At 58.5% G+C, this 14,551-nt stretch carries 11 protein-coding genes; 10 read left to right on the top strand and 1 reads right to left on the bottom strand.

What is annotated here, in order from left to right:
- Positions 1-122 precede the first annotated feature (122 nt).
- The 3 genes from GZH47_RS06320 (at position 123) to GZH47_RS06310 (ending at position 2,838) form a co-directional block, all read left to right on the top strand.
- The gene (locus tag GZH47_RS06320; protein WP_162639237.1) at positions 123-1,187 is read left to right on the top strand and encodes a Gfo/Idh/MocA family protein; all 1,065 of its coding nucleotides are present in this window, start codon (positions 123-125) and stop codon (positions 1,185-1,187) included.
- Positions 1,188-1,219: 32 nt separating this feature from the next.
- Positions 1,220-2,059, top strand: coding sequence for a sugar phosphate isomerase/epimerase family protein (locus GZH47_RS06315; RefSeq protein ID WP_162639236.1), 840 nt, complete (start codon positions 1,220-1,222; stop codon positions 2,057-2,059).
- 203 nt (positions 2,060-2,262) lie between these two features.
- Positions 2,263-2,838, top strand: coding sequence for a nitroreductase family protein (locus tag GZH47_RS06310; protein ID WP_162639235.1), 576 nt, complete (start codon positions 2,263-2,265; stop codon positions 2,836-2,838).
- Between the two features lie 147 nt (positions 2,839-2,985).
- On the opposite strand, the gene GZH47_RS06305 is transcribed toward GZH47_RS06310, so the two are convergent.
- Positions 2,986-6,153: a beta-galactosidase gene (locus tag GZH47_RS06305; RefSeq protein WP_162639234.1), complete on the bottom strand. Its 3,168-nt coding sequence runs from the start codon at positions 6,151-6,153 to the stop codon at positions 2,986-2,988.
- 170 nt (positions 6,154-6,323) lie between these two features.
- Between GZH47_RS06305 and GZH47_RS06300 the strand changes: the two genes are divergently transcribed.
- The 7 genes from GZH47_RS06300 (at position 6,324) to GZH47_RS06270 (ending at position 14,479) form a co-directional block, all read left to right on the top strand.
- Entirely contained in the window at positions 6,324-7,397 is a 1,074-nt protein-coding gene (locus GZH47_RS06300) for a LacI family DNA-binding transcriptional regulator (RefSeq protein WP_162639233.1), read from the top strand.
- A 503-nt stretch (positions 7,398-7,900) separates the two neighbouring features.
- Positions 7,901-8,353 (top strand): stage V sporulation protein AC, encoded by a 453-nt coding sequence (spoVAC, locus tag GZH47_RS06295; protein WP_162639232.1) that lies wholly within the window; start codon positions 7,901-7,903, stop codon positions 8,351-8,353.
- 1 nt (position 8,354) lies between these two features.
- Complete coding sequence (gene spoVAD / locus GZH47_RS06290) at positions 8,355-9,371, top strand: stage V sporulation protein AD (RefSeq protein ID WP_162639231.1); 1,017 nt, start codon at positions 8,355-8,357, stop codon at positions 9,369-9,371.
- 23 nt (positions 9,372-9,394) lie between these two features.
- A complete protein-coding gene (spoVAE, locus tag GZH47_RS06285; protein ID WP_162639230.1) occupies positions 9,395-9,745 on the top strand; it encodes a stage V sporulation protein AE in 351 nt (116 codons plus the stop codon).
- A 281-nt stretch (positions 9,746-10,026) separates the two neighbouring features.
- Positions 10,027-10,983, top strand: coding sequence for an AAA family ATPase (locus tag GZH47_RS06280; RefSeq protein WP_162639229.1), 957 nt, complete (start codon positions 10,027-10,029; stop codon positions 10,981-10,983).
- 5 nt (positions 10,984-10,988) lie between these two features.
- Positions 10,989-12,245 carry a DUF58 domain-containing protein gene (locus tag GZH47_RS06275; protein ID WP_162639227.1) on the top strand — a complete coding sequence of 419 codons (1,257 nt, stop codon included), beginning with the start codon at positions 10,989-10,991 and terminating at the stop codon, positions 12,243-12,245.
- Positions 12,242-14,479 carry a transglutaminase TgpA family protein gene (locus GZH47_RS06270; protein ID WP_162639225.1) on the top strand — a complete coding sequence of 746 codons (2,238 nt, stop codon included), beginning with the start codon at positions 12,242-12,244 and terminating at the stop codon, positions 14,477-14,479. Before GZH47_RS06275 ends, GZH47_RS06270 begins: the two co-directional genes overlap by 4 nt.
- Positions 14,480-14,551 lie beyond the last annotated feature (72 nt).

The following is a 14,551-nucleotide window of genomic DNA, read 5'->3' as shown; positions in this document are numbered from 1 at the left end:
GGTCCTCCGAAGAAATGGGACGTTTATCGAAATATGAGACAAGCTTTTTTCTATGGATTATTCTATCATAGAAACGGTAGCGTGTGTTATCATGCATAGGTATTCGGAGAGGAAGATGGGGAATGGCAATTCGGATCGGTATCATCGGCGCGGGCAATATTGGAAGCGTTCACGCGAAGCATTTTTCACAGCTGGGCGACCTTTGTGAAATTACGGCGATTACAGACGTTTATCTCCCGATGGCGGAGCAGCGCGCGGCCGAGTATGGCATTCCAGCCGTGCTTGAATCGCCTGAGGCGCTTATTCAAAGTCCGAACGTAGACGCGGTTATCGTCGGCGTACCGAATCAATTCCACGCGGAGCTGGCTATTCAAGCCATCGAGGCAGGCAAGCATGTGCTGCTGGAGAAGCCGATGGGCATCAACGCGGCAGCGGCCAAGCAAATTCTGAAAGCGAGCCAGAAGTCCGATCGCGTAGTCATGGTCGGTCATCAAATGCGCTGGGAATCCGTGCCGATGCAAATCAAAGAACAGATCGACCGGGGCGAGCTCGGTAAAATTTATACAGCCAAGACAGGCTGGTTCCGCCGCAAAGGCATTCCGGGCTGGGGCACGTGGTTTACGCGCATGGATCAATCCGGCGGCGGCCCGCTGATCGATATCGGCGTACATATGCTGGACTTGGCCCTCTACCTGATGGGCAATCCGAAACCGGTATCGGTCTTCGGTTCCACCTATGCGGAATTCGGTCCGAAGCGCAAAGGCATCGGCACGTGGGGCAAGCCGAATTGGGACGGCATTTACGATGTCGAGGATCTGGCGACGGCGATGATCAAAATGGAAGACGGCAGCACGCTGACGCTTGAAGTGAGCTGGGCCGTCCACATGGATACGGACAATACGCCGTTCGTGCATCTCATGGGCACGGAAGGCGGCGCCAGCTACCGCGGCGCGACTGGCAAGCTGCTGACGGAGAAGTTCGACAAGCCGATGGAAACGGCGTTGTCGCGTCCGGAGAACGACGAGAACGAGCGTCTGCGCTTAAGCCGTCATTTCCTGGATTGCATCAAGACGGGCAAGCAGCCGATCACCTCGGCGCTTACTGGCTTTACGAACAATTTGGTGCTGGATGCGATTTATGAATCGTCCCGTACCGGCCATGAAGTGATATTGGATTGGAACTTGTAATCCCTAACCTTACAAACGGAGGCTGACTAATTATGCTTAAAGGACTTTCCCGCGCCGGACTCGGCGAAATCGGAAGCGACGAGCGTTTCATCGCGCTTGCTGCCGAATACGGCTTTCAAACGGTTGACATCGATGCCAAAGGACTAATCGACCGCAACGGCCTCGAAGGCGCACGCAAGCTGCTCGCCGATAACGGCGTCACGATCGGCTCCATCGGCTTGTCCGTGGAATGGCGCGCATCGGAAGAGAAATTCCGCGACGGCCTGGCGAAGCTGGCCGAAGATGCCGCGGCCGCAGCCGCGCTTGGATGCCGCAACTGCTGCACGTACATCCTGCCGGCCACGGATTACAAAGCGGCCCATTTCACGGTGCTCGCAACGCGCAGACTGCGCACTTGCGCGCAAATCCTCGGCGCATACGGCATTCGTCTCGGCTTGGAATTCGTCGGCCCGCATCACCTGCGCACGGCATGGGCGAATCCGTTCCTATGGACGATGCACGAAACGCTGGACTGGATCGACGCGATCGGCGAGCCGAACGTCGGCCTGCTGTTCGATGCTTACCACTGGTACACGAACGGCCATACGCTGGCGGACATCGAAGCGCTGACGCCGGATCAAATCGTACACGTGCATATCAACGATGCGCCGAACGTGGCAGTCGAAGACGTCCTCGACAATGGACGCATCTATCCGGGCGAAGGCGTGATCGATCTTGCGGGTTTCCTGAAAGCGCTGAACGCGATCGGGTACAGAGGCTCCGTCACGCAGGAGATCTTGTCGAAGGAAGCGCCTGCGGCAGATGCCGCAACGCTGCTGGCTCGTTCCAAAGCGGGATACGATAAGGTATACCAGGCAGCCGGCTTGGTTTAAGCGGCCGCCGATAAAGGCGACTTAGCCGATTATCGGAAGTCATAGAGAAGTCCCGCAATGGCGGCATATCGCCGTCCTGCGGGACTTTTTGGCGTGTCTCGGAGCGGTTGACGGCGGGACAGGGACGTCACCTGCCGATCAACTTTTGCAGACAAATATGCTACAATGAGTCTATTAAATCGTAAAGGAATGAGAGATTGATCATGAACGTTATCGAAGCGATTCGTACAAGACGGAGCATCGGCAAAGTCACGCAGGAGCCGGTTGCCAAAGAAATGATCGAACAGATTTTGGAAGCGGGCACATGGGCTCCGAATCACCGTTTGACCGAGCCTTGGCAGTTTTTCGTTATGAGCGGCGAGGGCCGCAATAAGCTGGGCCAAGCGCTTGCGGCGATCGCAACGAGCCAGGCAGGCGAAGACGCGGATGCGGCCGTGCTGGAAACGAAAGCAGCCGACGCCATGTCGAAGGCTCGTCGTTCGCCGGTCGTGATCGGAGTTGCCGTCGTTCCGGTGGAACGGCGCGACGTCATTGAGCTGGAAGAATACGGCGCCGTATTCGCGGCCATTCAAAATATGCTGTTGACCGTCAACGAGCTTGGACTCGGCGCGGTGTGGAGAACCGGCGAGCCATGCTTCCACCCGCTTATGAACGAGGCGTTCGGACTGCGTCCCCAAGATAAGATGCTGGGCTTTATCTACCTCGGCGTTCCGGACATGACGCCGACGCAAGGCAAGCGTTCGGCAGCCGCAAGCAAAACAACTTGGATCGAGGCTTAATTGTCGGTCTAGGTAAAACAAAGAGGCGAGTGAGCTTCCGCAAAGGGAACTCACTCGCCTCTCTTGTTATGACAAGGATTGTGTCAAGGATTGTCTTACAGGAATGTGTTAAAGGATTGTCTTAAAGGATTGTCTTAAAGGATTGTCTTAACGAACGTCGATCGTGACTTCGTTCGGACGGTATACGGCAATCAGCTTGCCCTGCGCGTCAGCGGCGAACATAACGGTACGTTCTTGCGGAAGCGTGAAGGCGTAACCGGTGCCGGACTGAGGATCGCGAATTTCGATCGCCGCATCGCAGCTGAATTCCGAGACGAAGATGTACAGCGAACCGGAGGCGAACGCAAGCTTGCGACCGTAAACGCCGGGCAGATCGCCGCCGTGCAGCCATTCCACTTCGGTTTCGACGCCGGCTTGCTCGAGCGCATGGCCGTATACGGCTTTCAGCGGCTTCAGGCGCTCGTTCAGCTCGATCGGCAACGGGCAGTAGAGCAGGCGTCCTGCGCCGAGCTCCACTTCCGTCAGCTTCGCCGGTCCGCCTTCTGCCGTTGCCGGTAAGCCTTTGCTGCTGTCCGCGATGCGGGTACCGCCGAACGAAACCGGAATCAGCTTGCCGTTCAGCTCCAGCAGCTCTTCGCGAAGCAGGTTGCCGACGGCGCCCAGTCCGAGCTCGTTGGCCTTCGCTTGTACCGGACGCCAGTACGCGTCCAACCCGAGCGGACCCGTGAAGAGCAGCGTGCCGCCGTGCGTTTCGATATGAGCCGTCAATGTTTCCAGCGCTTCGGAGCTGAAGTTATGCGCGCTCGGCACGATGATCAGCTTCGGCTTCGTCGTTGCGAGCGATTCGAGCTGGTATTCGCCGAGGCCGAACGCATGCACGTTCATCGTGTACGACAGCGTGCGGATCGCGCGGGTCGTTGCTTCGCCCGCCAGCTTACGGTTGGAGAAGTCGTTGGAATACGGGTAGATGACGGCGACGTCTTCCAGCTTGCGGTCCACGAACAGATCGCGGATGGTCTCCATGAAGGAGCCGAAATCATAGGAGACGTTGGCTTCCGGCTTCTCGGTGCCGTCTGCGCGAACGGCGCCGATATGGGATTCGTTGATATTGTGCATGTAGAAGTTGATGTTCCAGATCCATTGAACCGCGCCGGCGCCGCCCGTAGAGAAGGCATAAGCGTATTTGCGCTCCAGGATGTTGCGCAGCTCTTCCTCGCTCCGTTTGGCGCGGCCGTCCGGCGTTTCAACGTACATGATGCCGGTTTCCTGAATCAGGTTCGGCTTATCCGGCGCTTTCGCGAAGATGCCGTCCCATACGAGGTCGTCCATCAGCCACCAGGAATGAACCGTCGTATAGTCGACGGCTTCCGCATAGAAGAACGGCGACGGACGCTGCGCGCCGAGGCCTTCGTCTTGGCCGACCGTCACGAGCTGCTTCGGCTGAATGGAGCGAATCGTATCGATCAGCTGGGATGCCCAGCGGTTGTGCATGTCCATCGTGAACAGCGTGTAATCGAGCCAAGGTCCGCCGCGCTTCTCGACCACTTCCGTCGTGCCGAAAGCGATGTCGCCAGGTTCCGGAAGCTTGACGGCGCCGAAGGAAGGCAGCTCGGACGGCGTCATGTTCCAGCGTTCCTGGAGCAGCTCGATCGAGCCGTGGCGCGCTTCCAGCCATTCCAGGTAAGCGGCATGCTCGAACGAATCGTGCGCGGAGCGCGGGCCGTTGCTGAACACCCGTTTCGGATCGAACATGGAAGGCTCGTTGATGAGATCCCAATGCACGTGCTTCGATTGCGCGTGACGCGACACGATCGCCGCGATGAACCGCTTCTGCGCTTCCACGCTGCGCGGATCGAGGTAAGGGTTAACGCCTTCCCATGTCTCCGGCGTGAAGGCGAAGAAGTTGAACGTCACTTCCATGTCGTGGCGTTTCGCCGTCAGGAAGAGCGCGTCGATGGCGCGAAGGACTTCTTCGTACGGATGGCCATCGACGAACATGTAATTGCGCCATGCCGTCCAGATGCCCGTGCGGATGGAGTTGATGCCCGCGCGCTTCATTTGGGCGATATCGCGGTCCCAAACCGCCGCGTTCGGAAGGAACAAGTATTTGCGAGCGACGTCGCTCGTCATGTAGGTCATGCCGACGATCGGCAGCGGACGGCCGTTCTTGATGAAATAGTCGCGGTCGCACGTAATCATCTCGCCGGATTCGAGCAGCGCTTGGTCCATGCCCCAGAAGCCTTGGCGGAGCAGGCGGCGTTCGCCCGTCGGCGAAACGGCTTCGCATTCCAACGTATAGAAGCCGGCTTCCGCATCCAGAGGCGTTACGATGCGTTGAATGACGAGCTCGCGCCCGATTTCAAGCGTTGCTTCCGTGCGCCAAATTTCGGCAAATCCGCCGTTGTCGTAGTCGAACGAAGGGACCGATTGCTGCACTTCGCTGCTGACCGCTTTCAGGACGCGGATGTTGAAGGTCCAAGCCGCCGTCCGCGAGCTGACGCGCTCCGTGCGGGTTTGCAAGATTTGCTGCCCCTGCAGCATCAGGACGGGACGTTCTCCGAGCTCATAGGAGCCGTAGTTCGGCTTAAGCCACAGCTCCGTTACGCCGGACGCCGTGAAAGCCGCCCATTTGGCCAGCGCTTCCGCACCGTTTCCGGACCAGAAAGCATCGCCGAGCTGCTGGTTCACGAAGATCATCCGGCTGCCGGCGAACGGGCCTTTGGTGAACTCGATCAGGACGGCCGGCGCGGAACGTTCGCGATCCAGGCCGTCGCCGCTGATGCCTTTCAAGAGCGGGTAAATATGCGCATCGATCGGACCGGCGGATCCGTTCTGCTGGCCGGGACAATCGTCCGCGTGCGTAACGTGCAGCACCAGTCCGAAGGTCGGTTGAATCGTGAAGAGCGACTCATAGCCCTCGAAGAGCGCGATGTCACGGTTGGCCGCCAGCTTGGCGACGCCTTCCGTAGCTACAGGCAGCGCCTCGTGGATGTGGATCTGCTGATGATAGGCGGTTTGATCCGGTTCCGCTTTCCAGCTGCCCGCTTCGCCTGTTACAGGCGTTTTGAACGGAGCGCCGCCGGCGGCGATCAGGCCTTTGCCTTGGTTAGCATGCGCAAGGATAGCCGGCCATGCGGCTTTCGGGAAGTACGAACCGTGAAGATGCACGTAGACGTCCGCGTCTTGAAGCGCATCGGCCAGCTCGGCCGCGTTAACGATGCGGAAATCTTCTTGCAGCCTTGCGAGCGCTGCCGCATTCGGCCTTTCGCCTGCGTATGGAAAACTTCCGTCATAGAATAAAATCTGCTTGCTCATTCTCTTTCACTGCCTCTCGATGTGGTGGTGGATAATAATAATACAGATCCAATAAAAATGTTAGGTTTGTTAGGTGACGGGCACTTTATACGCGGCTCACTTTAGAGCTAAAATAAAGAAAAGTCAACTGTTCGCTCAAAGCGAGCTTTAGATGAAAGGAGGCGCCTTCAATGGCCCGAAAAATATCGATGCAGCAGCTCGCCGACCGGCTTGGCGTGTCCAAATATACCGTGTCGCAGGCGCTCGCAGGCAAGCCCGGCGTCAGCGAAGCGACTCGCAGGGAAGTAACGGCATTAGCCGGCGCGTTGGGCTATACAATCAAACCGTCTGCAAGCGGGGATAAAGAGATCCTGGAGGAGAAGCTGGTCTTCATCGGACTGGACGAGAGTCACGACCAGGAGCCAAGCTTCTGGCTGCGGGTGCGGGAAGGGCTTGAGGCCGGCTGCCGGCTGCAGGGACTGCAGCCGAAATTTTTCACATTCGGGGCGGAAGAGTCGAATGCCCCGGAGCTCGTTCCGGGAGGCGGCGTGAACGCCGATCCGGATACCGTTCCTGCGGCAGCCGGGTTCATCATAGCGGGCAAATGCCCGCTCGGCATGCTGCTGCGCCTTAAGCGGCTTGGCTTGCCGATTGTACTGGCGGATCACGAAGAACCGCTGATCGGCGCGGATGCGGTTCTGAATGCCAATGCCGAAGCCGGGCGCATGGCTTGCCGTCACTTGCTTTCGCAAGGATGCCGCCGCATCGTCTTCATCGGACGCGACAGCTTTGCCGTCAGCTTCAGGGAGCGCTGGTGGGGCTGCCGGCAGGCGCTGGACGATTTCAAGGAATCGAGTGGGTCCAAGCGCGGCGGCGCGGACGCGAATCCCGTGCAGCTTAAGAAATGGACGGTACCCTATGGCAGCGTAGCCCTGTCTGCCTGCCAGGCGGCAATGGGACGCAAGCTGGAAGCGGCGATAGAAGAGGGGCTGCCGGACGGATTCGTTTGCGCGAACGACGATCTGGCGCTGCAATTGCTGGAGCTTCTGCGGAATCGGAACTTGCAAGACAGCGTTCGGGTCGTCGGCATCGACAATACCGCTGCAGGCATGAAGGCGGCAGTGCCGCTGACAACGGTAGACCTGGCAAAGGAAACGCTCGGCATACGAGCGGTCGAGGCATTCGCGCGCAAGCTGCTGCAGCCCGAGGCGCAGCCGGAGAAGATCATCCTTGCCGCAAGGCTCATCGTCCGGCGTTCCGGATAGGCGTTCCCGTCATGCCGTCCCGTTCGTGCAACGAAATGCCGCAGGACAACGCTCGCATCCGCATTTGTCCGCATAAACATACAGCAGAAGCCTATCCCGTAACGCGCCGCGCCGTTAACAGACGGCGACAGCCGCATCACCTTGGCCGAGAGGAGTTTCCGTCATGCTATGGGGAGTTAAAAGCGTTTACGATTTCGCCCTGCTGGTGCTGATCTTGTTCATTCTGCTTGTCGTTCTGCTGTTCGTTGCGATTCTGCTGTAAATTGAGCAGGGCAGCGCGTATCCATCAGTCGCTGTCCGGAGCGTTCGCAACTCTTGCGAGCGCTCTTCGTGCTGTCTGCCGAAGGCTCGTGATTGCCGAGAGAAACCGATCGGCAGGCGCCCCGGCCAGATTTTCCGGAATGGCATAAGCCGCTCTGATTTGACACATACTTCAAGCAAATGAACAAGAGGAGGGCACGATCATCGCAACGAAGAGCGCTGGACAGAACAAATACAAGAAGATGACAATGTCGCCTAAAGAATACCAAAACTATGCCAAAACAAGGGAACCGTCCAGGTCGATTTTTGCCAATTGCGTCCGGGCTTTCCTCGTCGGCGGCTTGATCTGCATCTTGGGACAAGCCATATCCGAAGTGTTTATTTACGGCCTCCATATGTCGCGGACGGCTGCGGGTAATCCGACGGTCGCCGTGTTGATTCTCATATCCGTCATTCTGACCTGCCTCGGCGTCTACGATAAAATCGCGCAGTGGGCCGGAGCGGGCACGGCCGTTCCCGTAACGGGTTTCGCCAATTCCATGTGTTCCGCTGCGCTCGAGCATCGGAGCGAGGGACTCGTGCTCGGCGTTGGCGCCAATATGTTCAAGCTGGCGGGCTCGGTTATCGTATTCGGCGTCGTCGCGGCTTTCTTCGTCGGTTTGGTCTATTTAATCTTCGGAATCGGAGGACACTGACATGCTGCGCGGCAAACAAACATGGTGGTTCGATAAACGGCCCGTCATCATCGGCGCGGCGACGGTCGTCGGACCCGACGAGGGGGACGGACCGCTCGCCGCCGACTTCGACCTCGTTCATCCGGAGCTGGACATGCAGCAGAAGAGCTGGGAGAAAGCGGAGCGCCTCCTGCTGGAGCAAGCGTCCGAGATGGCGCTGGAGAAGGCCAAGGTCAACAAGCAGCAGCTGCAGTTTTACGTCGGCGGCGATCTGATGAACCAAATCATCAGCAACAGCTTCGCGGCAAGGACGATCGGCGCGCCGTACCTTGGCGTATTCGGCGCCTGCTCGACCTCCATGGAGTCGCTCGCGCTCGCGTCCCTGATCGTCAATTCCGGTTCCGGTCAATACGTGCTTGCGGGAACGTGCAGCCACAACTGTACGGCGGAGAAACAGTTCCGCTACCCGACGGAATACGGCGCGCAGAAGCCGCCTACCGCGCAATACACCGTTACCGGCGCGGGGGCGGTCGTCGTGGCGCCGGATGGCGAAGGGCCGGTCGTGGAATGCGCGACGATCGGCAAGATCGTCGATTTGGGCATCACGGACCCGTTCAATATGGGTGCGGCGATGGCCCCGGCGGCGGTTGATACGCTGACCGCGCATTTCAACGATACCGGCAGGCAGCCGAAGGATTACGACCTCATCGTCACGGGGGATCTAGCCACTGTCGGCCACGCCATCGCCAAAGATTTGTTTGCCAGAGACGGCGTTCCGATGGAGGATACGGTCTTCGGCGATTGCGGGCTGATGGTTTACGATGTGCAGAATCAGAAGGTGCAGGCGGGAGGGAGCGGCTGCGGCAGCTCCGCCGTCGTCACCTACGGCCATCTGTTGAAACGGCTGCAGAAGGGCGAGTTGAAACGGATTCTCGTCTGCGCGACGGGCGCGCTCTTGTCGCCGTTGTCTTATCAGCAGGGAGAGTCGATACCTTGCATCGCCCACGCCGTTGCGCTTGAAAGTCCGATGCATCAATAACAAGAGGAAGGGAGCATGGCAGCATGATTTATTTGTGGGCTTTTATCGTGGGCGGCGGCATCTGCCTGATCGGCCAGCTGTTGTTCGACGTGGCGAAGCTGACGCCGGCGCATACGATGGCATCGCTCGTAGTGGCGGGAGCGGTCGTGGACGGCATCGGCTGGTACGATCCGCTCATCAAGTTCGCCGGAGCCGGGGCGACGGTTCCGATTACCAGCTTCGGCAACGCGCTCGTTCACGGGGCGCTGACGGAGCTTCATCGCGACGGATGGATCGGGATCATTACGGGGATCTTCGACATTACGAGCGCGGGCATATCCGCGGCGATCATTTTCTCGTTCCTGGCGGCAATTGCAGTCAGGCCGAAAGGATAGCTTCACCTATAACGCAAGCGCGGCATTGGAGATTCCCTCTGTGGGAATCTCCAATTTTTTTTGGCGGTTATGCGCCTATACGGGAGAATGTATTTTCTGTAAAATAATAGGATCAGGAGCCTGCCCGAAGAAGCTGCTTTTGTACATGCCCAATTACTGGATTTATACCGCTTACGCTGCATGAATCCGGTCATTGGGCCTCGTTATACCTTCGACTGCCGGCATCGGACAGACTCCTAGACGCAGCACTTATATCTTGCATTTTTCCGGGAGGAATGTTCATGGAGACTCGTACAGCGGAATACCGGTTAAGCAATGAAATCCGCCGCAATCTAGAAAGCTGCATCCTCGGGAAACGTTCCGAAATCGAGCGGCTGTTAACGGCGCTTCTGGCCGGCGGCCATGTCCTTATCGAAGATGTCCCGGGAACGGGCAAAACACAACTCGTGAAGGCGCTGTCGCGCACGATCGGCGGGCAGTTCCGCCGCATTCAGTGCAACCCCGACCTGCTGCCTTCAGATATAACTGGCGTAGCGATTTACCACCCGAAGCATGAGACGTTTCTATTTCGCCCCGGTCCCGTAATGGCGAACCTGGTCCTCGTCGACGAGATCAACCGCGCGACGACGAAGACGCAGTCCGCGCTGCTGGAAGCGATGGAAGAACGCCATGTGACGGTAGACGGCGACACGTATGACCTGCCTGTGCCGTTCACGCTCATCGCCACCCAGAACCCGATCGAATTCGACGGCACGTACTCGCTGCCCGAAGCGCAGCTGGATCGTTTCATGATGAAAATTTCGCTCGGATATCCCGACGCGGCTACCGAACGTCAAATGATCGTTTCGCCGAATGCCACTTCGCCCGCGGAGTCGCTGGAGGCCGTCGCTACTTCCGCGCAGGTAGCGCTCATGATGGAGGACGTAAAGCGGGTTCATCTCGACAATGCCGTGGCGGATTATATCATCCGCATCATCCGCGCCACGCGCGAGCACAGCGGCGTTCAGCTCGGGGCGAGCCCGCGGGCGGCGATTTCGCTGACGGCGGCCGCCAGGGCGAGCGCGTACCTGCAGGAACGCGACTACGTTATTCCCGACGATATCAAGCAGCTGGCCTCTCCGGTGCTGGCGCATCGGATTATTATGCACACGGAGTCCCGAATGAACGGCCTCACGGCGGAGGATGTCGTGCAGGCGGTCGTCCGTGAAACGAGCGTACCCGTCCGAATGGAGCGTTAACGCCTATGTTGACGGCGAAAGCGACGATATTCAGGTGGCGGCTGATCGGATTTCTCTATATAGCCTCATTGCTGTTCGTGCTGTTTCAAGGCGGCAAAACGTCGCTGATGCTGTTCTGCATCTTCAACGTGCTGCTCGTTTATTTGGTATTCGGCCGCTGGAGCGGCATCGCCCAGGTATCCGGCGAACGCAGGCTGAACAACGGCGCGAGCACGCTGACGGAACAGGCGCTCGTCGCGGGAACGCGGCTCGAAGTGAATATCGATGTGCAGCTCCCCGGCATTTGGCCGATCCCGTATGTGCTCGTCCGCGATCGGCTCGTCGCCCAGAACGGCAATTCCGTCCCGTTCGAAGCTTCGTTCGTGCCGAACTACCGTCGGGCGGGAACGATCAACTACATGACGCCGCCGCTCGAGCGAGGCGTTTATCATTTCGAATCGACGGAATGCTCCACGCGCGATATCTTCGGCTTGTTCGAGCACAAGGGGACCTTCCAATCGTCGATTCCGTTCAGCGTGTATCCGCGCACGGCGGCCATCCGCGAATGGCGGCAGATGCAGCGAGGCTTCAAAGGGCCGTTCTCGACGTCCGCCTCGCGTTCGTCATCGAAGGAAACGACGCAGATCAACGGCGTCCGCGAATATATTTACGGCGACCGGCTCTCCCGCATCCATTGGAACGCGACGGCTAAGACCGGTCAATGGAAGTCGAAGGAATTCGAACGGGAATCGCTGCCGCGCATGATCGTCATGCTGGATCGCTATCTGGGCGCATACGAGAATAAAGGCCAGTTCGAGCTTGCGGTTTCCGCCGCGGCCTCGCTGCTCGACTTCGGCTTTCGCCGGTCGACGGCCGTCGGACTGATCTCCGTCGGCTCGAAGCATGAAGGCTACGCGCCGAATGCTTCTGCCGATCAGCGCGAGCTGATGCTGAAGCATCTCGTTCGCGTCCAGGCCGACGGCGAGCAGCCGCTGTACCGCGCGCTGCGCCAGTCGGGCTCCCTCGCAGGAGGAGGCTCGTTCGTCATCATCGTCAGTCCGCAGACCGGCGAGGAGACGATCCGCGCGATGGAATGGCTGAGCCGGTCGGGCGTCGTGCCGGTGCTCGTTCATTTGAAGCGCGAAGAAGAGACTCGCGGCAGCAAGGTCAGCGATATTCGTTCCGGCGAGTGGCTGCGCCTGCTCCGTCGCAGCGGATTTACTGTCTATACGATCGGCAAACTGCAAGAGCTTCCCGAAGCGTTGGAAGGAGGCCGGGTATGACCGCCATTCGACGCATCGCGATTCACTGGCTGCTTGATGGCATGTATCGCAAAATTTCCGCCGTTTTCGCGGCTTTATTAATCTATCAATGGATTCGCTGCCTAGGCGATTATTGGTGGAGCGAGACGTTCGCGATCGTGAACGGAGTCCTGCTCGTCGCGGTTTTGACGAACCTGCTCATTCCGTCCAAGACGGTATCGATCGGCGTGCAGCTGATCGCGGTCGTGGGCTTTAACATCTCCTATACCCATTTCGAGTGGCTTCCCTTCGTGGGCAGCCATAGGAAATTCTTGAATTGGATGTATTGGATCGGCAATCATTTCGAAGAAGTGAATCCGTATCTATGGATCAGCCTTAGCATTCTGGCCGTGTTTCATCTCATCGTGCTGCTTCGGCGCAAGCGGGGCTACATTTTGCTGGTTGTCGGGGCGGCCATTCTTTCCCTCGCAGTGGCGGATTCCATCTTCACGCCGATCTATCTGTGGGAAGAAATCGCCTGGAGCGTATTCATCGGTCTCGGATGGCTGGTCGCCAGCCATTTCGCGCGTTTCAAGGAACGGCATCCGGACAACTGGGCGCAGCTGCTGGAATATCCGCTCAGCCTGTTCGTTCCGATTCTCTTCATTCTTACGCTCGTCATGGCGGCTGGACTGTTCGTTCCGACCGTGAAGCCGGTGCTGTTGGATCCCTACACGGCCTGGAAGGAATCTCGCGGGGAGACCGTGACTACTTATGTGGGAGACAAGGCTATCGTCGTATCCGCCAGCAAGAACAATGCCGATACCCATTCCGGGTATAGCCGCAACGACAGCGTGCTTGGCGGCGGGTTTACCTTCGATTACACGCCTGTCATGACGGTGACGACGACGATGCGAAGCTACTGGCGGGGCGAGACGAGGGCACAGTATAACGGCAGCGGCTGGGTAGAGTCTTCCGACGAGAAGCTGGAGGAATCGCAGAAATCAATCGTTTCCGGACGAACGCTTCAAGCGAACGGCATCCCGGACTCGACGGTGACGGATACCGTCAGTCAAACGGTCGTCATGGAACGCAAAGACAAGTTTCCCGTTCTGTTCGGCGCTGGTCCGATCTCCAAGGTCACGCTGATCAACGGCAGCAAGGAAGCGTTTCCGGCTATGAGCTGGCTCCCCGATTCTTGGGAACTTCGCATGCCGAAGTCGGCCTCGGTCCATTATCCGAAGTCTTACACGATCGAATCGCAGGTACCGGTGCTGGACGAGAACGCCCTTCGCAGCGGAGAAGCGGTCAAACCCGCGTCAGAGGACGTGGGCGAGATCTACACGAAGCTGTATCCGGACATGCCGGACAGGGTCAAGAACCTTGCCGAGCAAATAACGAAGGATGCGGCGACGCCTTACGATAAAGTTCGAATGTTGATCGACTATTTGCAGCAGAACTACCAGTACACGAACACGCCGGATCTCAGCCGAAAATCGAGCAAGGATTTCGTCGACGCGTTCTTGTTCGAAATCAAGGAAGGCTATTGCGATTACTTCTCTACTTCTTTGGCGGTCATGTCGCGTTCGCTGGGTATTCCGACCCGCTGGGTAAAGGGTTATTCCTCGGGAAGCCTGCCAAGCGCCGATATTATGCAGATGCTCCAAGGTCCTGGCGGCAACGCCAATCCGGAGGGAGCGGGCACGTATACGGTGCGCAACGCGGACGCGCATTCATGGGTCGAAGTGTATTTCAACGGTTACGGCTGGCTGCCGTTCGAAGCGACGCCGGGATTCTCCTTCCCGTATGCGCTGCCGCAAGACGAGCCGGCGCCGGTCGTACAACAGGATCCTGTGACGGACGACAGCACGACCGTTGCCCCGGCCGACGAGGCGAATGGTTTCGAAGTGAAGCCGTGGATGTTCTGGTCGGCGGCAGGACTGCTTGCACTGGCGTTCGCGGTGTACGCTTATCGCGCGTTTCCGGTGCTGCTCCGCCGATATCGCGGCGGCCCGGATACGGTCAATGCCAGAGTCGTCAGGGAAACGAACCGTTTGATCAAGCATTGCCGCAAGAAGGGGATGGACGTGGAAACCAACGAAACGGTGCGGGAAACGATGGGCCGCTGGGCGGCACGGCTCACGTCGCTGCAGCCTCAGTTTAACCTGGTTCAGCATGCGTTCGAGAAAGCGATGTACAGCAGTCAGGCGATAACCCAGGAGGAAGCGGACCGGGTAACCGCCACGATGAAGCAAATCCGCGAGCATATCGGCTGACGCCGATGGCCGGCATGGGTGCGCAAGCGCCGTGCCGGCTTTTTTGCAACAAATTCACAACTTATGGTATAG

The organism is Paenibacillus rhizovicinus (assembly GCF_010365285.1).
In the GTDB taxonomy this organism is placed as follows: Bacteria; Bacillota; Bacilli; order Paenibacillales; family Paenibacillaceae; genus Paenibacillus_Z; species Paenibacillus_Z rhizovicinus.
This window is presented reverse-complemented; position numbering and strand designations above follow the sequence as displayed.

Bases quoted from the DNA above. Each gene is read 5' to 3' on its own strand.
- GZH47_RS06310 (WP_162639235.1), top strand. From the start codon at position 2,263: ATGAACGTTATCGAAGCGATTCGTACAAGACGGAGCATCGGCAAAGTC.
- spoVAE (WP_162639230.1), top strand. From the start codon at position 9,395: ATGATTTATTTGTGGGCTTTTATCGTGGGCGGCGGCATCTGCCTGATC.
- GZH47_RS06320 (WP_162639237.1), top strand. From the start codon at position 123: ATGGCAATTCGGATCGGTATCATCGGCGCGGGCAATATTGGAAGCGTT.
- GZH47_RS06300 (WP_162639233.1), top strand. From the start codon at position 6,324: ATGGCCCGAAAAATATCGATGCAGCAGCTCGCCGACCGGCTTGGCGTG.
- GZH47_RS06315 (WP_162639236.1), top strand. From the start codon at position 1,220: ATGCTTAAAGGACTTTCCCGCGCCGGACTCGGCGAAATCGGAAGCGAC.
- GZH47_RS06305 (WP_162639234.1), bottom strand. From the start codon at position 6,153: ATGAGCAAGCAGATTTTATTCTATGACGGAAGTTTTCCATACGCAGGC.
- GZH47_RS06270 (WP_162639225.1), top strand. From the start codon at position 12,242: ATGACCGCCATTCGACGCATCGCGATTCACTGGCTGCTTGATGGCATG.
- spoVAD (WP_162639231.1), top strand. From the start codon at position 8,355: ATGCTGCGCGGCAAACAAACATGGTGGTTCGATAAACGGCCCGTCATC.
- spoVAC (WP_162639232.1), top strand. From the start codon at position 7,901: ATGACAATGTCGCCTAAAGAATACCAAAACTATGCCAAAACAAGGGAA.
- GZH47_RS06275 (WP_162639227.1), top strand. From the start codon at position 10,989: ATGTTGACGGCGAAAGCGACGATATTCAGGTGGCGGCTGATCGGATTT.
- GZH47_RS06280 (WP_162639229.1), top strand. From the start codon at position 10,027: ATGGAGACTCGTACAGCGGAATACCGGTTAAGCAATGAAATCCGCCGC.